Source organism: Nitrospira sp., assembly GCA_016715825.1.
GTDB lineage: Bacteria > Nitrospirota > Nitrospiria > Nitrospirales > Nitrospiraceae > Nitrospira_D.
The window spans coordinates 167,710-187,359 of sequence record JADJXO010000002.1; the positions used below are offsets into that span (position 1 = coordinate 167,710).

Annotated in this window: 13 protein-coding genes and 1 tRNA gene; 6 read left to right on the plus strand and 8 right to left on the minus strand. The window is 56.1% G+C overall.

Translation table 11 applies throughout. The features are described 5' to 3' along the window. Positions 1 to 140: 140 nt before the first annotated feature. From IPM58_06885 to IPM58_06900, 4 genes are all read right to left on the minus strand, one after another. Positions 141 to 803, minus strand: coding sequence for a response regulator transcription factor (locus IPM58_06885; GenBank protein MBK9306806.1), 663 nt, complete (start codon positions 801 to 803; stop codon positions 141 to 143). After that, positions 790 to 7,209, minus strand: coding sequence for a PAS domain S-box protein (locus tag IPM58_06890; GenBank protein ID MBK9306807.1), 6,420 nt, complete (start codon positions 7,207 to 7,209; stop codon positions 790 to 792). Before IPM58_06890 ends, IPM58_06885 begins: the two co-directional genes overlap by 14 nt. A 308-nt stretch (positions 7,210 to 7,517) precedes the next feature. After that, a complete protein-coding gene (locus tag IPM58_06895) occupies positions 7,518 to 9,794 on the minus strand; it encodes a PAS domain S-box protein (GenBank protein MBK9306808.1) in 2,277 nt (758 codons plus the stop codon). Between the two features lie 242 nt (positions 9,795 to 10,036). Next, positions 10,037 to 10,120 (minus strand) — tRNA-Leu (locus tag IPM58_06900). Positions 10,121 to 10,315: 195 nt separating this feature from the next. Here IPM58_06900 and IPM58_06905 point away from each other — a divergent pair. From IPM58_06905 to IPM58_06925, 5 genes are all read left to right on the plus strand, one after another. Continuing rightward, the gene (locus IPM58_06905; GenBank protein ID MBK9306809.1) at positions 10,316 to 10,996 is read left to right on the plus strand and encodes an HAD family hydrolase; all 681 of its coding nucleotides are present in this window, start codon (positions 10,316 to 10,318) and stop codon (positions 10,994 to 10,996) included. 79 nt (positions 10,997 to 11,075) lie between these two features. Then, on the plus strand, positions 11,076 to 11,711 hold the full coding sequence (queE, locus tag IPM58_06910; protein MBK9306810.1) for a 7-carboxy-7-deazaguanine synthase QueE: 636 nt from the start codon (positions 11,076 to 11,078) through the stop codon (positions 11,709 to 11,711). A gap of 99 nt (positions 11,712 to 11,810) precedes the next feature. Then, positions 11,811 to 13,337 (plus strand): leucyl aminopeptidase, encoded by a 1,527-nt coding sequence (locus IPM58_06915; GenBank protein MBK9306811.1) that lies wholly within the window; start codon positions 11,811 to 11,813, stop codon positions 13,335 to 13,337. Beyond that, the gene (gene nagZ / locus IPM58_06920; GenBank protein MBK9306812.1) at positions 13,334 to 14,437 is read left to right on the plus strand and encodes a beta-N-acetylhexosaminidase; all 1,104 of its coding nucleotides are present in this window, start codon (positions 13,334 to 13,336) and stop codon (positions 14,435 to 14,437) included. Before IPM58_06915 ends, nagZ begins: the two co-directional genes overlap by 4 nt. 113 nt (positions 14,438 to 14,550) lie before the next feature. Further along, the gene (locus IPM58_06925; GenBank protein MBK9306813.1) at positions 14,551 to 14,994 is read left to right on the plus strand and encodes a hypothetical protein; all 444 of its coding nucleotides are present in this window, start codon (positions 14,551 to 14,553) and stop codon (positions 14,992 to 14,994) included. A 27-nt stretch (positions 14,995 to 15,021) separates the two neighbouring features. On the opposite strand, the gene IPM58_06930 is transcribed toward IPM58_06925, so the two are convergent. The 4 genes from IPM58_06930 to IPM58_06945 form a co-directional block, all read right to left on the minus strand. Then, on the minus strand, positions 15,022 to 16,470 hold the full coding sequence (locus IPM58_06930; protein MBK9306814.1) for an amino acid permease: 1,449 nt from the start codon (positions 16,468 to 16,470) through the stop codon (positions 15,022 to 15,024). Between the two features lie 133 nt (positions 16,471 to 16,603). Beyond that, positions 16,604 to 17,344 carry a gamma-glutamyl-gamma-aminobutyrate hydrolase family protein gene (locus tag IPM58_06935; GenBank protein ID MBK9306815.1) on the minus strand — a complete coding sequence of 247 codons (741 nt, stop codon included), beginning with the start codon at positions 17,342 to 17,344 and terminating at the stop codon, positions 16,604 to 16,606. A gap of 2 nt (positions 17,345 to 17,346) precedes the next feature. After that, on the minus strand, positions 17,347 to 17,751 hold the full coding sequence (locus IPM58_06940) for a hypothetical protein (GenBank protein ID MBK9306816.1): 405 nt from the start codon (positions 17,749 to 17,751) through the stop codon (positions 17,347 to 17,349). Positions 17,752 to 17,874: 123 nt separating this feature from the next. After that, positions 17,875 to 18,339, minus strand: coding sequence for a hypothetical protein (locus IPM58_06945; GenBank protein ID MBK9306817.1), 465 nt, complete (start codon positions 18,337 to 18,339; stop codon positions 17,875 to 17,877). 135 nt (positions 18,340 to 18,474) lie between these two features. Between IPM58_06945 and IPM58_06950 the strand changes: the two genes are divergently transcribed. Beyond that, positions 18,475 to 19,620: an aminopeptidase P family protein gene (locus IPM58_06950; GenBank protein MBK9306818.1), complete on the plus strand. Its 1,146-nt coding sequence runs from the start codon at positions 18,475 to 18,477 to the stop codon at positions 19,618 to 19,620. Positions 19,621 to 19,650 lie beyond the last annotated feature (30 nt).

Sequence of the window (19,650 nt, forward strand, 5' to 3'; positions counted from 1 at the left end):
CCCGGTAGGTACCCACCGTGTAGGTGTAACTACAACTACCCAGAGTGAGCCTATACGAATCGAGGGAGAGTGCCCAGAGATGAAGGTCGTAACGGGGCGAGAATTTTGCCCCTAGAATACTAGAGCCGAATGTTGCATCATCAGCCTTGTCGTTTGACAAAAAAGGCGGCCGCCTGGGCGCGCCGCGTGATCCGAAGCTTCTGAAAGACATTTGCAAGGTAGTTTTTCACGGTCTTGTCACTGAGCCCGAGCGCGACCGCGATCTCTTTGTTGGTCTTCCCCTCGGCAACTAATGCCACAACTCGTTCTTCCTGAGACGAAAGTTGATCCGTACCTGGAGGGGCCGGGAGATCATGGACTCCTCGCAACCATCTGAGGGCTCGTTCGGTCACCGTCGAATCTAGAATGGATTGCCCCTTGGCGACCGAACGAATGGCTTCCAGCAGTCCCGGCGAGTCGATTTCCTTGAGGACATAGCCTTGTGCCCCGGCGAGTACGGCCGCGAGCACTGAATCATCGTCCGCATACGACGTCAAGAAAATGACTCGGGTGGCTGGGAGAGCCCCAAGAATCTCTCGGCAGGCATCGACACCGGAACCGTCGGGAAGCCGTACATCCATCAATACCACATCGGGTTTGAGCTTCTGAGCCTCCAGAATGGCATCCGCCATCGTCCCGGCCTCTCCTACCACGGTAATGCCCTGGTTTTGAGCCAGCACCGTCCGAAGCCCCACGCGTATCACTTCGTGATCATCGACAAGCAACACACGAATGGTTTGAACTTGAGTTTTAGTTGTGAGCATAGTCACCATCCTTTGGAAGATCGAGTAAGATTTTCGTCCCCTTCCATGGCTTCGATTGAAGGGCGAATGATCCTCGGACCTTTTGAGCCCGGGCTGCCATGTTCCTTAACCCGTGACCAACGCCTTGAGCCGACCGCGCATTGAACCCGATGCCATTGTCACGAATGGTGAGACGAATCGTGCGAACGAGTTCTCGGAGCGATACCATGATCTGTGTGGCTCGGCTGTGCCGCAACGCATTACTCAGTCCCTCCCGAACGACATTCATAATATGAAGTGCCTGTTCGGTGGACAGACGACGTGCGGCAGCATCGTCGATCTGTATACGACATGTCATCGAAGAAGCACCGGACATTGTTTGGACCATGGTGCGTAGGGCCGTTGGAAAGTCCCCGCCCTGGATAATCTCAGACTCTAGACCCGCAATGAAATTACGCACCTCTCCCATCACGTGATTGAGCTGCCCAATCGTCTGATCAAGTGTGGACATGAACTTCGCCGCGACAGGTTCCGGCTGTTGCTTGATCATCGGTTTACAACCCTCTAGCCCAAGGCCTACCGCATACAAGGACTGCAGAATCCCGTCATGGAGATCCTGACTGATCCGCTCACGTTCTTGCAGGGCGGCACTCAAGTCCCGCTCGCGTTGCAGCAGCATCTCTTCCATTCGCTTGCGCTCAGTGATGTCGGTCGCCGCGCCCACCACCAGACGAACCTGCCCATCGTCATCAAAAATCGGCCGTTTCACGGTCTGAAACCAACGGGTGTTCCCCTTGGTATCGGTGAATTTCTCTTCCGGAATGAACCGATCCCGTCCGGTATGCATCACCTCACGATCGTTTTCCCGAAAAAACTCCACCTCATCGGCGTTCGGATTGAAGTCAGCATCTGACTTCCCGACCAAATCTTCCACCGTGGTTCCGTACCAGTCGGCAACCGTCTTGTTGGCCATCGCAAAACGTCCGTCCCGATCTTTGGCAAAGATGAGTCCCGGGTCTGTGTCGATGACCTGTCTCAAAAACGCATGCGACCGGTGAAGTTCCGCTTCAGCTCGCTTACGTTCTCCGATGTCTCTCAAGATCGCACAGCCGTACTCTTTTCCGTCATGCGACAGATAGTTGAAGGTCACCTCCATCTCCAACACATCGCCGGTGCGCGACCAATATTTCGCCTCGAAGGCCAACGCTCCCTGTTCCTTCAAATGATCCCAATGCTTCGTCCATCGCTCGACAGGGAAATTGGGGTCGATATCATGCACGGTCATCGCCGTCAGTTCCGGCCTGGAGTACCCCAACATTCGGCAGGCCGTATCGTTAACGTTGAATATTCGAGCGGTCGGATCCAACCACAGAATCGCTTCGACGGCTTGGTCGACCGAAAACTGAGTCAACTGCAGTGCTTGCTCCATGCGTTTGCGTTCGGTGACATCATTTCCGACGGTGACAGCGCATTGCGTGCCGTTCAACATGATCACTTCTGACGACAGCAGGCACTGGCGAACTTCGCCGCTTCTGCTCCGCAGCTTCACCTCCACATTGCGGGTCGATCCCTGTCGCTTCAACAGATCCAGGTATCGGGCCCGCTCATCCACAGAATCCCAGAGCCCGATCTGCAAAGTCGTTTCCTCCACCACTTCTTCTTTGCCATAGCCTAACATCTGACTGGCAGCACCATTCATATCCACGACTCGACCGGTATCCAACTCGGTAATAACGACGGGATGGGGGCTGCCCTGGAATGCCTTGGCAAACCGCTCTTCGCTAAGGCGCAATGCCTCTTCTGCGTGCCTCCGATCCGTGATGTCGTTCGCCACGGTCACCACGCAGAGCGTTCCGTTGAGCTCGGCGAGGTCAGCGGAGGTCAGAAAGTAGCGCAGCGCACCCGATTTGGCCCGTAAGGCAAACTCCATGTTGCGTACCGGCTGCCCCGCTTTCAATCGTTCAATGACCCGCACTCGATCTTCGAGATTCGGCCAAATCCCGAGCAACAACGTGGTGGTTCCGATCACTTCCTCACGACGAAACCCGAACGCGTGCAGACAGGCGTCATTCACCTCGATGCAACGTCCCGTTGCGGCCTCCGTGATCCCGATTGGATGAGGACTTGTTCTGAAAGCTTTGGAGAATCGTTCCTCGCTTTCCCGAAGCGCGTGCTCCGCGTGCTTGCGTTCGGTGATATCGTCGCACACGATGAGGGCCAATGGCTCTCCATCCTGCTGCAGCACACGTGCAAACTCGCGCACCCACAGCACCGTCCCGTCCCCTCGCACCTTGCGAAACTCCCATTGCGCGACGCCTTCCGGATGACGAAAGAACGTGTCCATCTCGGCACAGATGCGTGCTCGGTCTTCTTCGAAGAAAATCGTCTCCACTGGCTTCTCGACAAGATCCTCCACGCGATAACCCAAGTACTGTGCGCCATATTGGTTGACGGATCTGATGAGTCCCATCTTATTCACAGTGAAGTACATAGAGGGAGTCTCATCATAGAGCGTTCGGTATCGTTCCTCGCTCCCACGCAGATCGTCCAGTGCTGTTTGGCGATCGAGCTCACCGCCCAACCATCGCGCCATCAGTTGCACGAAATCCTTGTCGGATTCAGTAAAGTCTTTTCCGCGGGGTTCCACACCCCCGAAACACAGAGTCCCGTAATTGCGTTCTAGCCCATTGATGGGAGTCCCGATGTACGATTCCAACTTCAATGCAGCATAGGCGGGATGGTGCTGCCATTCGGCCGAAGCTCCGGCATGTTCGAAACTCAGCGGCCCGTTCCGGCGGAGAGCTTCAGCACAGTATGTCTTGTCCAGCGGCACGCGCATGCCCTCGTAAAATGCCGTGCCTGGTGCGTTTACCCGCTTGACCTCCAGCTCCTCACCCTTGAGATCGGTCTCCATCCCGATCGGAAGTTCCAAGATGCGGCAGCCAAGTTGGAGCAACGCTTCAATCCGATCTTTGAAGGACTGCCCTTGCGCCGACGAGATATCATGCAATGCTCGAATGGCCTGCTGACTCTTCCAGAGCGCCTGTTCTGCCTGCCTCCGCTTGGTAATGTCTCGACTGACTGTGATCATGCACGGTTTTCCGTGGTACTCGATCTGCTCTGCAGACACGAGGTAGTCGCGGTGTTCACTGCAGGCCGTCTGCAACACAGCTTCGAAATTGCGGATCGAACCCTCTCGGCGCAATCTCTCGGTGAAGCGAACCTGATCACTCGGCGTGAGCCAATGCTGGATGTCGTTCCCCGATCGCCCGACCACCTGCTCTCGTTGACAGCCGAGAGCGGACAGACAGGCGTCGTTGACGTCGAGCCACCGTCCCGAGTCGAGCTCAACCAAGGTCATTGGGTCAGGGCTGGACCGGAACGCTTTTGAGAATAGTTCTTCACTGGCCCGTAGCGCTTGTTCCGCTTCCTTACGCTCGGTGATGTCGACTGTCGCACCGATCAAGTGCGTCAATCGTCCGTTGCGGTCTCGAACCGCATGGCATCGCACGTCGGTCCAAATAATAGATCCATCTTTTCTCACCATGCGAAGCTCATAGTGGCACTCTTCGACTGCTCCCCTTTGCACTAACTCCCAGTGCTTCATGGCAATCGGCTGATCGTCTGGATGGACCAAGCCCAACCACACAATGGGATCGAATGACAGTTCTTCTGGGCCATAGCCAAACAGTTCCTTCAGATTGGTATCTCCTTGGTATTGGCCATTTCTGACATCCAGATCCCACACCCCGACCTTGCCGATGGCCGTCGCACGTGTGTAGCGCTCCTCGCTGGCCTGCAATTCTGCCGTACGCTCGATGACTTTGCGTTCCAATTCATCATGAGCCCGCTGGAGTGCCTCCTCTGCTCGCTTGCGCTGGGTAATGTCTTGGAACGTCCCGTAGGCTCGCACGGCTCGTCCGTTGATGACGTCGACCATCCCGGCTGCACGCACGGCAACTGGCCGCCCCATCGCCGTGATGAGCTCCAACTCAAGGTCCCACGACTCACCCCTGGCAATCCCTTTTCCGATCGCTTCCGCGATCAGAGGCCGACTTTCAGGCGTGTAGAAATTCAATGCGGTTTCCACCGTCGGGCTGTACAAGTCCGGCGTGGTTTCGTGCAACCGGTAGGTTTCTTCGCTCCATCGGAGGCGATTGGTCACAAAATCCAACTCCCATCCGCCTATCTTGCCGATGGCTTCCGTTTGTTGCATCAGCGCAAGCTGCTGCTTGTGATGTGTAATATCCTCTGCAATCCCGGCAATCCGCGCCTCCCAGCCAGTCATTCTGACTCGTCGGTCGGCGATCCAGCGGATGTACCCGTCGCGCCCGACGATTCGGTACTCGCAATAAAACACTGTGGTCGTCCCGGCGGCAACAAATCGATCGTGGTTCGCCTTGACCCGTTCCTTGTCCTCCGGATGGACCGAGTCGAGCCACAGCGACCCGTTCCGACAGATTTCCTCTCGTTCGATACCCCAGATGAACGTGAACGCCGTGTTCACATACACGACGTTCATTGCATCCGGCGAAAGGTCCGCAATCAGAAACGAAGACCCAACTGACTCAGCAAATTGACGAAAGCGCTCCTCACTCTGGCGCCATGCCTCCGTCCGTTCAGACACCTGCTGTTCCAGCAAGGCGTTGAGGGAAGCAACCACCTCCTGTGCCTGCTTGCGCTCGGTAATATCGGAAAAGAGACCGAGAATAGCGGGCTTGCCGTTCCAAGAGATCCGGGCTGCTTCGACCTGAACCGGAATCGGTGTTCCGTCCAACCTGAGGTAGACACGCTCTGCGCTATGGACAGAGACGCCACCGCTCAGGAGTCGTTGTACATTCTCACGGACGTCCTGATGATAGTCGGGATGGATAAACTCAAACGTCGGCCGGTCGATGATTTCTCGCACATCCTTGGCTCCCATGAGGAGCGCGCCCGTGTGGTTGACATACACCGTCCGTCCTTCATGGAAAACGAATACACCGGAAGGGGACAGCTCGACCAACGTGCGATAGCGCTCTTCGCTTTCCCGAACAGCCGCCTCCATCTGCTTGCGCTCGCTGATATCGGTATGGGAGCCGAGCAACCGAATCCGTCTACCATCCACCTCCGTGACAAACGAGGCTCTTGCTTCGATCCATCGATAGGTGCCGTTCTTATGCCGTAGGCGAAATTCCTGCCGATAATCGCCCTTCCGATGAGCTATATACTCCTGCACATACGCTATCGCTCGATCCCGATCTTCCGGGTGAAGAAGGCTCGCCCAGGTCTCAAAGGAAGCTGAAAGGTCCCCTCCCTCGTATCCAAGCTGGCGCATCCACTCCTCGGAAAATACCACCTCGTTTGTGGTGGTGTTCCAATCCCATAGTCCAGTACCCGAGGCTTGCAGCGCTTGCCGAAGCTTGCGCTGAGAAGCCTGCAGTGCCTCCTCCACCCGATTCCGATCTGTGACATCGAGCATGCTACCGGACATGGAAATAGGTTGGCCGCCGCTGTCTCGTAGCACCTCACCTCGACAGTTGATGGCACGAACCTCCCTGTTTGGCCGGACAATCCGACATTCCATGTCGAACCGGGCCCGGCCTGCCAGGGCAGCATCGATCGCCCTCTTCACGTCGTTTCGATCATCGGGATGGATGGCCCGCAAGAAGGTATCACGCGTGGCCGGAATGGTTTTGGGTTCGTGACCGAAGAGCCGATACTGCTCATCCGACCACCACATCTTTCCGCTCCATATCTCCCAATCCCAACTTCCAAGGTGTGCCAACGCTTGGGACTCGATCAGATGACGTTCCCGATGACAGAGCTCGTGTTCAGCCTGGCGGCGCTGGAGTTCGGCTCCGGCACGTGAGGCGAACACGGTCATGAACGATTTCAACCGGTGGGCATGACGCAGCGGTTTGGTATCCATAACTACTAATAGGCCAATAACCGTCCCGTCTTTCGCCCTGAGCGAGAGCCCACAATAGCTCTCGACACCGAGCTGATTGAATCGTCCTAATGTCGGGAACGAGGCTCGAACGCCTTGGTCGAAACAGGCCAACGAATGGTTGAGCGCGACTTCGCAGGGTGTGTCGGCGGGGAAATACTCAAAATTTTCAACGAGCGAGCCTCCTGAGGAAACCGCGATGGTGCGAATTTTCCTGACGGCCGCGGGTTGGATCTCTCCCACGATGGCATACTGCACGCCAAACACCGAACACAGATGAAGCACCAGGGTCTTGAAAAACTCCTCGCCGGTCTCTGCCGCCGTGCCCGCCACGATAGCTCGAAGCATTTCCGATTGCTCACGCAGGTCTTGGAGCTCACCATCCATCTGCCTATTCTGATGGCGAATGGTCTGGTCTCGCTCCGTCAACTCACGGACTAAGTCGGCAACCTGCTTCCGCAATAGCTCCATTTCAGGAGGATGGCTTGTGGCGCTCATGATTGGGCTCCCTGCTGCGCGACATCGACCAATACGGCAAGACTGGCTCAGCCCCTGGAGCGGCTTGCCTCAAACCTCAACACACTGATTGAGAGCGGTTTTCGCCAAGAACAACACTTCGTCTAACGCTCGGCTACGGGTTCCTAAGAAAATGTCCCAACGAGGGGGCTAGTCTCCTACGAGAGTCGATGAAAGTCTAGATCCGAATGGCCCAGGGCCTTCAAGGATGAGGCTGCAGGGAACCCATGGTACGGAAGGCATGACATGCGCTCGCACGACTGTCGCCGCACAGACCATAAATACACGTATCAGTCAGCGTTCTCCTCAGGACACTTCGGGAGATCGAGTACAATCCTTGTGCCCTTGTGAGGCTCCGATCTGATAGTGAATGCGCCACCGATTTTTTGAGCCCGCTCCGCCATGTTGGCTAACCCTCGACCAACACCTCGCACTGAGCGTGAACTAAACCCAATCCCGTTGTCCGTAATGGCGAGACAGACGGAACCAATGTATTGTCGCAGCGATAGAGTAATGCGTGTGGCATGGCTGTGACGGAGGGCGTTACTCATTCCCTCCTGCGCGATATTCATGACGTGAACGGCCTGCTCGGTCGAGACATGACTGGCGACTGCGTCATCGATTCGCACTCGACATCTGGCCGGATGGGTCGCGCACACGGAGTGGACCATGGTTCGTAGAGCGGTCAGAAAATCGCCCCCCTGCATGGGGTGAGACTCGAGACCCATGATGAAATTGCGGACCTGTCCCATCACATCGTTCAACTGCCCAATGGATTGATCGAGTGTCGCCACAAAACGCTGTGCGGAGTGTTCTGGCTGTTGTTCGATCAACAGCTTACAGGCCTCTAACCCGAGCCCAACGGCATAGAGCGACTGGAGAATCCCGTCATGGAGATCCTGGCTGATACGTTCTCGTTCCCGAAGCGCCGTACTCAAGTCTTCTTCGCGTTGGACGAGCATCTCTTCCATTTGCCTCCGCTCAGTGATGTCGGTCGCCGCACCAAGCACCATATGGGCCTGCCCTTGGGCATCAACAATCGGCCGCCTCACGGACTGTAACCACCGTGTTTTCCCAGACCAATCCGTGATCTTTTCCTCAGCCATAAAGTAGTCTTGCAAGGAATTCATGACCTGGAGATCTGTCTGGCGAGAACGTTCAACTTCGTCCCAGTTGGGATTAAAGTCAGCATCCGACTGGCCGATGAGGTTCTCCACGGTCGTTCCGTAACAATCGGCGACCGCTTTGTTGGCCATCGTAAAACGGCCCTCGCGATCCTTCGCATAGATAAAGTTCGGATCGGCGTCGATCACCTGCCGTAAAAAGGTATGGGATCGACGCAACTCGACCTCCACACGTTTTCGATCGGTGATATCAGAGAATAGGACAAGGATGGCGGGCCTGCCGTTCCACATGATCCGTGCGGCTTCAACGTGAACCGGGACCGAGGTGCCATCCATTTTCACATAGACCCGTTCCGCACTATGGACGGACACGCTTCCCGTGAGCAGCCGTTTCACGTTTTCACGGACTTCGTCGTGATGCTCTGGATGGATGAAATCGGACATCGGGCGATCAAGAATCTCTTTGGGATCATTCGCTCCCAAGAGAATAGCACCCGTGTGGTTGGCATACACGGCCCGTCCTTCGGAGAAGACGAAGACCCCGGAGGGTGAAAGTTCGACCAACGTTCGGTATCGGTCTTCGCCCTCACGTATTGTATCCTCCATCTTTTTGCGTTCGGTAATGTCGGTATGCGAACCAAGGAGGGGGGCCCGGGGGGCCGGGGGTTCGGGCCCAGGGGGGGGGGGGGGCCCCGCCCCCGGGGGGGGGCCCGCCCCCCCGGGGGGGGGGGGACCCCCGCCCCCCCCCCCCGGGGGGGCCCCCCCCGGCCCCCCCGCCACACACGGGGGGGCCCGCGCGGGCCCGGGGGGGGCCCCCCCCCCCCCCCGGCGCGGGGGGGCGGGGGCGCCGCCCCCCCCCTCCCCCGCCGGCGGTTCCCCCCCCCCGGGCGCCCCCCCCCCGTTGTTTGTTTTTCCCCTCCCCCCCCCCCGGCCCCCGGCGGGGGGGGGGGGGGGGCCGCGGGGGTTGGGGGGGGGAGGCACCGGCGCTTCGCCCGTGATGTCCAGGGCAGAACCAGACATCCGACAGGGCTTGCCGTTGTCGTCTCGGAGGACCTCGCCGCAGCAATGAATCGTCCGCACGTCACCATTCGGTCTGACGATTCGATATTCCACATCATACGGTGCCTCCCCCCCCAACGCCGCATTGATTGCGGCGACAACGCGATCGTGATCGTCAGGGAACAGTGCGGAGACAAAAATTTCGAAGGTCATGTGAGACAACCCAGGATCACGCCCGAAGATACGATACAATTCGTTCGAGCATCGCACTTCACCACTCTCGATCTCCCAATCCCAGCTACCCAGATGCGCTAACGACTGAGCCACACGAAGGTGCCTGGTTCGTTCATGCACCACGCTATCGCGTTCGACCAGTTCTTGCGCCAGATCGGCAGCCCGCTTGCGTAGCAGCTCTGATACAGAAACGTTACTAGGAGACATCATCCGAGACTCCTTGCCTGGTGATTGAGGCAACTGATCGAAGAAGCGTTGGAGCTTCCATGCGGGATTGAAACTAGACCTGATAAGACGGCGGAACATAGCTTGGAATGGGACGATCTCATCGCTCGTCACTCAGGCGTGTAGAAATAGACACATGGCCAGTGTCCTACGGGATAGGGCCAAAAGTCTAGATAGTAATGGCTGGGCTTGGGCAGGCAGAAGCTACTGGCTGGAGTTCAAAAAAATGGTGCCGAAGGCGGGACTTGAACCCGCACGGCTTTCGCCACACGCCCCTCAAACGTGCGTGTCTGCCATTCCACCACTTCGGCAACAACGCGTGAAACGTCGATCGTGAAGCGTCGTTCATCCGGAGTTTGTCTCGCAAAGCGTTTCAGGAGCTGCGCCTCACGAGTCACGAAGAACGAGCTTAAGGGAGCCTGCATTATAGGAGTACGGTAAAATTGTTGTCAATCAACCGAGGCTCCGGTAAAATCGGCACCAGTTTTTCTGTGCACGAGTCGCTCATGGTACAAACGGATCAGCGCGGGCTCTCCTCTTCCATCGTTGCATTCTTCGATGTCGACAATACTATTTTGCCTGGGGAAGCGAGCGAGCTACAATTTTTCCGTTGGCTCTGGCGTCGTGGGATCGTGGGATGGCCGGAAGCCCGAGAGAGTGTCTCTTGGCTACTGCGGCATTTCCCGACACTTTCGCTGCATCCGCTCCGATCACGAAAGCTCTACCTTGCCGGAAAACCTGCGCAAGTAATCCAACCTCTCGGGGAAGAATTCTGTCGAGAGGAATTATGTCCACGGGTTTCGGCTCCTGCGATGCGGGCGCTTGAAAAACATCGACGGGCCGGCCATGCCATCGTCTTCGTGACAGGGTCCATCGATTTCTTGATCGCTCCTGTCGCGGAAGCGCTTCAGGCTGATCGATGCTTTGCCAGTCGTTTGGAGCAGATGAATGGCCTCTATACCGGTTTTCTTATCCCCCCGCTTCCCTACGGCCAAGGGAAACGCCAACTGATTGATCGTCTAACTCATGAGCTGACCTTGGATCTCTCCCAATGCTATGCCTACGGAGACAGTCCCGGTGATCTCGATTTACTACAGGCCGTCGGCCATCCGACAGTGGTGAACCCGATTCGTGGGATGGCCTCTATTGCGCGACGTAAGAAATGGCCGATTGTCAAATGGCAATAAGCGTCGGCCTGATCCACGACACACCGTTTCCTCAGCCGGTCATCCAAATCAACACTGCTGTGAGTAGGGCGCGTTTCTCATGCGCATAACGGAAATTTTTCACAGCGTACAGGGCGAATCGACCTTTGCTGGGATGCCCTGCGTGTTTGTGCGACTCACTGGCTGTCCACTTCGCTGTACCTGGTGTGATACGGACTACGCCTTTTTCGGAGGATCGGAACTGTCACTCGATGAGGTCCTCGGAAAGATACGGTCATTCGGGTGTTCGTTGGTCGAGGTGACTGGTGGTGAACCATTGTCCCAGACAGAGACCACCACCTTACTCCATCGGTTGTGCCAAGAAGGGTTCACGGTCCTCCTTGAGACAAGCGGAGCCCTGGATACAGCCAGGGTTGATCCATCGGTCCGTATTATCCTGGATGTGAAGTGTCCGGGAAGCGGTATGACGGAACGGATGCATTGGCCCAATGTCGACCGGCTGAGGCCACAGGACGAGGCGAAATTTGTTATTCAAGACGAGATCGACTACGACTGGGCCAAACGCATGCTCGATCGTTTTCGCCTGACCGAACGCTGTCCGGTCCTGTTCAGTCCGGTGTTCGGCACGCTTGACCCTCGAGCCCTCAGCGAATGGGTCTTGGCAGATCGCCTGCCGGTCCGACTTCAGTTGCAACTACACAAATACATCTGGGCCCCTGATATGAGAGGCGTGTGAGGCGTAACATCCGCCCTGTTGCAGTTATACGGCTCGTCCGGATCCCATCGCGCGTAGTGTATGTCGGTCAGTGATTGACGCATCATGAAGGAGAACGAAATGAACATCATGCGAGTCAGACCCAAACAGGGTCAAGTCGATACTGAGACTGCAGATACGCTTGTCCTCCTGCATTGTGAGGGTGAGGGGCTCTCGAATGAAGACGCAGCGGTGCTGGATCGACCTCTTGGAGGGGCGCTCCGTGACCTCCTCCACTCCAAGGAATTCGAAGGAAAGGCCAACGAAGTGGTCCTCTTTCATACGCACGGAAAAATTCCAGCGAAGCGGCTGATTCTTGTCGGGCTCGGGAAAAGGGGTAGCTTAAGTCTTGATCAGTTTCGGCAAGCGATGGGATGTGCCGTCAAGCGGGTACGCAGCGCAAAATCCCGGACCTTTGTGGTCGCGCTTCCAAGCTTCACTCCTCGTGATTCTTCACCCTTGGATGTCGCACAAGCGATGGCCGAAGGCGCCATCCTCGGGAGCTATCAATTTACCGCGTACCGGAGTGATGCGCCCGCCAACAGCCAATTAACGGCGATGACGGTCCTGATCTCCCATAAGAACGACCTCAGGCAGATATCGGAAGGAATTCGTCGTGGTGTGGCCACTGCGGAAGCCACGGTGTTCGTCAGAGATCTCTCCAACCATCCCTCCAATGTGATGACGCCGACGAGGATCGCTCATGAAGCCAAGGCTGTGGCCAAGGAGACACGCATCAGCCTGAAAATTCTCGAGCAGAAGGACATGGAACGCCTGGGCATGGGGGCTTTATTGGGGGTCGCAAAAGGCAGCCATGAACCGCCGAAGTTCATTATTCTCGAGTACCGCGGAGCCAAGAAGAAAGACGAGCGTCCGGTCGTCTTGGTCGGTAAAACCATCACCTTTGACACGGGGGGAATCTCGCTCAAGCCGTCGGAGAATATGGAACATATGAAAGCCGACATGACCGGCGGAGCAGAGGTCTTGGCCACGATACGCGCAGCCGCTCGCTTGAAGCTTCCGCTGAATCTCATCAGCATTCTTCCCGTCGCTGAGAACATGCCTGGTGGTCGAGCGATGAGACCCGGAGACGTGGTCAAGACCCTCTCCGGAAAAACAGTCGAAGTCCAAAACACCGACGCCGAAGGGCGTCTGATCCTATCCGACGGTCTCGCCTATGCATCCCGATTCAATCCGGCCGCCCTGATCGACATCGCCACTCTGACCGGAGCCTGTGTCGTTGCGTTGGGCCAATTTGCGATCGGGATGTTGGGCACGGATACAAAATTGAAAGAAGCGATTCGTCAGTCAGGCGTTCGAGCGGGGGAACGCGTATGGGAAATGCCTCTCTGGGAAGAATATTTTGAACAACTACGCAGTGATGTGGCCGATATGCGTAATATCGGTGGGCGAGGGGGTGGTATGATCACTGCCGCTCTATTCCTCAGCAAGTTTGTCGGTGAGTACCCATGGGTGCATCTGGACATTGCCAGTACCGACTGGAGTGAGCGGGAACGCGCCTATATTCCCAAAGGACCAACCGGCATCGGGACCAGGCTGTTGATCCAGTTCCTTATTGATCGCTCTCTCGTTCACTACACGATATGACGGTCTCTCGCGACCAAATCGGCCAACTGTTCATGATAGGGTTCGACGGAACAACCGTTTCGCCGGATCTCGCTTCGTTTATCACCGAATACAAGCCGGGCGGGATCATCCTCTTCGCAAGAAACCTCGAATCGTCAGCACAAATTGTTGACCTGACGAACGAGCTTCAGCGTTGCAGTCCACACGTCCCTCTCCTCATCTCGATCGATCAAGAAGGCGGACGTGTCTCCCGGTTGCCGACAGAATTCACGATTTTCCCTCCATGTGAAGTGCTGGGCTACTGCCACTCGTCGGAGTTGGCCTATGCAGCGGCGGCCACGACAGCGAAAGAGCTTAAAGCCGTCGGCATCAACATGAACCTGTCTCCTGTATTGGATGTGAACAGCAATCCATTGAATCCGGTAATCGGCGATCGTGCATTTGGCGCAGATCCTCATATCGTGTCCGAATTAGGACTGGCTACTGCGGGTGGACTGCAGGACCATGGGGTCGTGGCCTGCGGGAAACACTTTCCTGGACATGGTGACACCACCTCGGACTCGCATAAAGAATTGCCCATCGTCACAGCGGACCGTGCAAGGCTCGACCACGTCGAGTTTCCTCCTTTCCGACACGTGATCACCAACGGAGTGGCCACATTGATGAGCGCCCATGTCGTGTATCAGGCACTTGATGAGACTCGCCCTGCCACGCTCTCTCCTACAATTATCGGAAGATTCCTTCGTGAGGAGTTGTATTTTGACGGTGTCGTCCTCACGGACGACCTGGAGATGCACGCCATTATCGACCATTACGGCATCGGAGATGCGGCCGTGCAGGCCATCCAGGCCGGCTGCGACATGCCATTGATCTGCAAAGACCGTAATGGGATCGTTGCTGCCTATCACGCTGTTGAGAAGGCCGCTACAGGCGGCGACCTTTCTGCAGGACGACTGGCACAATCCTTTGCCCGAATCCACCGAGTTAAGGAGCGGTTCCTACGCCCCTATCGACCGGTAACGATCTCTGATGCGAGACTTGTGGTAGGCTGCCGAAGCCACAAGGCTCTCTTACGTTCTATCCACCACACCCGTGAGCAGATCGCAAAGACCGAGATCTGATCAGGGGACAGCATACCTCTTGTGAGCAGCAGGATCTGGGATCATCCCATACCCCAGCAACTTGCCCCTTTGTCACCTCTTGTGGCATCATGAGCATTCCTTGGGAGGGCCTTATGGCCTCATTGCTCGAATACGTCGGATCCGTCCATATCTTTCTTGGACCCTACAGGGGTAATCCGATCGCATTGTATTTGCGACGGACCGAATCCGGGTGCCAGATTGGAGCCAAGGTTTACCCCTGGAACGATGTCATGGGAATCGGAGAAACGCCCAACAAGGCTGCTGCAGACTTTGAGGAGAGGTGGAAAACCAATGGCTTAACGGCAGATCTATATTCAGGCCCAGCATGGGAAAAAGGCATTAAGCCCGAAAAACCTGCTCCGCCGAAGCCTGCAGCACCGCCGCCAAAGACTGCGACTCCACCAGCACCAGCAGTCGCCCCGGCGTCCCCCTCTTCTGCATCACCTGCTTCTGCGACAACTTCGATTCCAGCAACACCACACTCGGCTACAGAGGATCCTGCTCCCCCGGCACAGCCGTCCGGAAAGCCTGCCTAGTCCTCTATCGATAGCCGTGCATTGGAATCACCCGGGTAACGCATCACTACGCGTATCTTGCCCGGCCAATTTGCTGTGTTTCACACCATAGCCGACATAGACAAGAATCCCGATGACGGTCCATACCACAAAGCGAACCCAGGTGGCTTGTGGCAATCCGGCCATGAGATAGAGGCATGCGCCGATGCTCAAAATTGGCACGAAAGGCATCAGCGGAAGTCGAAAGGGTCGGGATTGATGCGGTTTGGTGTATCGGAGCAGCATCACCCCGAAGCTGACAAGCACAAACGCGAAGAATGTCCCGATGTTGGTCATATCAGCGGCTTCACCGATTTGGAAGAATGCGGCCAAAATCGCAACCGTGACGCCTGTCAGAATAGTCGCACGATGCGGGGTCCCAAATCTTGGATGGACTTTGGAGAACCCTGGGCTCAGAAGCTGGTCACGTGACATCGCAAAGAACACCCGTATTTGTCCAAGCATCATGACAACTAAGACGCTGGTGATGCCGGCGACAGCGCCAAAGGCTACAATAGCAGCGCCCCACTTAAAACCCACGACACTCAGCGCTTCTGCGACCGGGGCATGAACGTCAATTTGGCTAACTGGAACCAGCCCGGTAAGGACGACGGCAACGGAGATATAGAGGACCGTGCACACGGCCAACGAGCAAAGGATTCCCAACGGAACATCTCGCTGAGGGTTCCGTGCCTCCTCTGCGGCGGTCGAGACGGCATCGAACCCGATGTACGCAAAAAAGATAATGGCGGCAGCGGCTCGGACTCCCTCAAACCCGTTCGGCATAAAGGGCGTCCAATTTTCTGCGTCCACCGCCGGAGCTCCAACGGCGATAAAGAACAAGATTACCGCCACCTTCACGATGACGATCACTCCTGCGGCGCGAGCGCTTTCCTTAATGCCTCTGACCAGAATGGCTGTGACCAACAGCACGATAATCGCAGCTGGGAAATTGGCGATGCTCCCTTCGGGCCCTCCAGCCCAATGCGGTGGGTTGGTCGCCCAATACGGCAGTTCCAAGCCCGCGAGTTTAAGCAAATTGGTAAAGTATCCGGACCAGCCGATTGCGACTGCGACGCAAGCCACACCATATTCTAAGATGAGATTCCATCCCGTTAGCCAGGCGAGAAACTCTCCTAGCGTCGCGTAGGAAAAGGTGTAGGCCGACCCGGCAACTGGAATCATGGCCGAGAATTCCGCATAACAGAGGGCAGCCAGTGCACATGTGAGTCCGGAAAGGACGAAGGAAAGGGCTATTCCTGGTCCGGCTCCTGGACGATGTGCATCGCCGACTATGGCAGTTCCCACTAGAACAAAGATGCCGGTCCCAATAATTGCACCAATTCCCAGTGCCGTCAGATCCCACGCCGTCAGTGTTTTTTTGAGCCGGTGTTCCGGCCGGTCGGCATCGGCCAAAATTTGATCGATGGATTTTGTTCGAAGAAGGGGGTTTCTCACGGCCGCCCCCAGGCCCATGGTGATCGACTTTGACCTGTTGGGATCAATGGTCTGAAACTGCTCATCAGTTCAGGATATGGCAGGAGAATGGTGAGATGGATAAGCAGCCATGGTATGAAACGGGCCAAGCAGGTCATGGGCGTGTCCGACGAGCCGCACGTAACAAGGCTTCAAATAGCCGACGATGACCCACATGCCGCTCAAATAAGAATTCAGGATGCCATTGAACCGCGAGTAGAAATCGATGGTGGGATGACTCGATTGCCTCGACGATCCCATCTTGTGCAAGGGCACTTGCCATAAGTGACGGGGCTACGCTCTTGACCGATTGATGATGTGAGCTGTTGACCATGAGGGTCTCACTCGCGACCACCCTTCTCAGAAGGCTCTTGGATGCCACGGTGACGGCATGAGAAACATGGATCGCTTTCGCCTTCTGACGATGGTCCATCGCGCTTGGGACTTGTGCAGGAATGTCCTGGAAGAGGCTCCCTCCACAGGCGACATTTACTGCCTGCATTCCTCCACAGATCCCCAAGAGTGGAAGATCCCTTATTCTGGCCTGGCGAACCACTTCCAGTTCAAAATCTGCGCGACGCTCGCTAACCATCGGAAACTTGTAGCGCTTCTTTTCGCCATAGAGCCTTGGCGGAAGGTCCGGCCCGCTCCCTGTGAGTAGGAGTCCATCGACCGTGTCGAGCAACCGTCTCCGAGCAGTTGGATCAGCCACGAGCGGTAGGATCAGAGGAATGCCGCCAAGTTCTTCAACGGCTCGAATGTACCGGGCTCGCAGGAAGTACGTCGCTTCCGGTCCACCCATATCCTTCCTGTCACCAGCATGAAAGTCCGGTGTCACGCCGATGACAGGCTTCATAGTTACTGCACTGGTTCGTACGGTGGTTCGTACGGCGTTGAATGCGTGTTTGACATTCCTTCGTTTTCAGCGGCAACACCGAGGAAACGAACCGGTCTATCCCCGGTCAAGTGCTCGGGAGTAATGAGATAGGTGCCGTACACGCTGGGCACCCAAATATTCATTGCCGTAGGTTCGCTGAAACCAGAAAACACGTAGGCAAGGCCGCCCACAATCCCCCCACCGAGCGCAAAGGCCGCCTTAAAGGGAAAATACAATATGGTGGCAGCCGCAGAAGCCGCTCCCATCCCGGCTCCGGTAGCCGTCCCTTGCTGTTGATCAGCGGACGAGGACTGACTCCATGCCGGAGCCACGAGCATCGAACAATAGGTCAGGATAACGACAAGAATCACCATCGCAAGTCTCACGTGATGCCCCTCCTTCCTCTCAAAGACACAAACTCAATCACTGCATGGACACCATGCGAGTGATACCGACATGCGTTATAACAAATTCGGACATGAATGCAAGCCCTCCGGCTGTTTTGCGCTTCATAGTGATGATGGGTAGCTTGGGATTAGATCCAGTTCGTCCATGATCGAAGCAACAATTTCTTCTGTACGGGCACTGGCTTCCTTGTTCAGTTCATCCATCAATTGATCGGCCTCCATTCGTTGATTCTCTTGGGCGAGACCAGAGCTCAATCGAAGGCCCAGCTTGCACCGACAGAGGGCTTGGGCAAATACATCTTCAGCACGCTCCTGATAGTGTGAGACATCATCCAGCTCAGCCTCTTTCAATATTGCCGCGAGCCGATCATCCAGTGCCATGGTTTTTCGAAGTGCCAGGAGCTGACTCGTGTTAATCTCCACCGCTACCTGGATACCTGCTTTCCAGCTCCTCTTTTTGACATTGAACACACAGGCCACAATATGGGGTTTCTTCTCAACCGGCTCGGGCCCAAAGAAAAGCGTGATCCGAAAGGCCGAGAGTTCCCGCATTGCATCTGATATCATAGGGGCTCAGTATATCATGGTTCACGTGAGGACCGTCGATTGATTGACGCCTCTAAATCCCAAGGATAATCTGCCTCCGTGAAAAACGGCGTGCATCATAGGCGAATTCTCGCTATCCAAGAAGCGCTTCGAGATATGCAGACAGTTGACGGGTGGCTGTTCTACGATTTTCGCGAAAGCGACCCGCTTGCCTATCGTGTGTTGCTTCTCGATCAGCCTCGGCACGTCACTCGTCGTTGGTACTATTGGATACCGGCCACCGGAGATCCTGTCAAACTTCTTCACAGGATCGAGCCACACGTGCTTGATGAGCTACCTGGCCAGGTCCAACACTACGTGTCATGGGAACAGCAACGGATGCTTCTAGCGTCTCTCTTGCGCGGTCAACGACAAGTCGCCATGCAGTACTCGCCCTTGAACGCCGTTCCATACCTCTCACGAGTCGATGCGGGTACGATCGAATTGATTCGAAGCTTCGGACTCGAGGTGATCACATCCGCCGATCTCGTACAACGATTTGAAGCAGTGTGGACAGACGAACAGCTCGAATCCCATCAGTACGCTGTTGACAGGCTCAGACGCATCGTCGATGACGCCTTTTCTCATGTAGCCTATTGCGTCCATCGCGAACGTCCTCTTACAGAATACGACTTGCAGCAGTTCATCCTCTCCCGAATGCGCGCCGCAGGTCTGACGACATCCAGTGCTCCGATCGCCGCAGTGGATGTTCACAGCGCTGATCCTCATTACACCCCACCCGAATCCGGATCTTCCCCCATAACCCGTGACAACTTGGTTCTGATCGACCTGTGGGCGAAGCAAACCTTCCCAGGATCTGTCTATGGCGACATCACCTGGACCGGTTACAGCGCAAAGCAGGTGCCGGCCAGGCATCGTATGATCTTTGATTACGTGCGGCAAGGCCGTGACGCGGCACTCTCATTTGTCCAGGAGCAAGTGCTGGCCGGACGATTTCCCTGTGGATGGGAAGTCGATGAGATCTGCCGGAAAACTATTCAGGAGACAGGGTACGGGGATTTTTTCATCCACCGAACTGGCCACTCGATCGGAGAGGAAGTCCACGGCAATGGAGCCAATATCGACAACCTCGAAACTCAGGACAGTCGCCGGCTTATGCCGCATACCTGTTTTTCTATTGAACCGGGCATCTACCTTCCTGGAGAATTCGGGATCAGGAGCGAGTTGGACGTCTATGTGTCGGAGCGAGAGGCCGTGGTGTATGGCCTACCACTTCAGACGCAGCTCGTGCCTCTTCTCTAGTCGTCGGCACACCTTGAACGTTCGACTTCC

Coding starts and splice junctions, on each gene's coding strand:
- IPM58_06890 (MBK9306807.1), bottom strand. CDS start 7,209: ATGAGCGCCACAAGCCATCCTCCTGAAATGGAGCTATTGCGGAAGCAG.
- IPM58_06885 (MBK9306806.1), bottom strand. CDS start 803: ATGCTCACAACTAAAACTCAAGTTCAAACCATTCGTGTGTTGCTTGTC.
- IPM58_06905 (MBK9306809.1), top strand. CDS start 10,316: ATGGTACAAACGGATCAGCGCGGGCTCTCCTCTTCCATCGTTGCATTC.
- IPM58_06895 (MBK9306808.1), bottom strand. CDS start 9,794: ATGATGTCTCCTAGTAACGTTTCTGTATCAGAGCTGCTACGCAAGCGG.
- IPM58_06945 (MBK9306817.1), bottom strand. CDS start 18,339: ATGATATCAGATGCAATGCGGGAACTCTCGGCCTTTCGGATCACGCTT.
- IPM58_06950 (MBK9306818.1), top strand. CDS start 18,475: ATGCAGACAGTTGACGGGTGGCTGTTCTACGATTTTCGCGAAAGCGAC.
- IPM58_06915 (MBK9306811.1), top strand. CDS start 11,811: ATGAACATCATGCGAGTCAGACCCAAACAGGGTCAAGTCGATACTGAG.
- queE (MBK9306810.1), top strand. CDS start 11,076: ATGCGCATAACGGAAATTTTTCACAGCGTACAGGGCGAATCGACCTTT.
- IPM58_06935 (MBK9306815.1), bottom strand. CDS start 17,344: ATGAAGCCTGTCATCGGCGTGACACCGGACTTTCATGCTGGTGACAGG.
- IPM58_06925 (MBK9306813.1), top strand. CDS start 14,551: ATGGCCTCATTGCTCGAATACGTCGGATCCGTCCATATCTTTCTTGGA.
- nagZ (MBK9306812.1), top strand. CDS start 13,334: ATGACGGTCTCTCGCGACCAAATCGGCCAACTGTTCATGATAGGGTTC.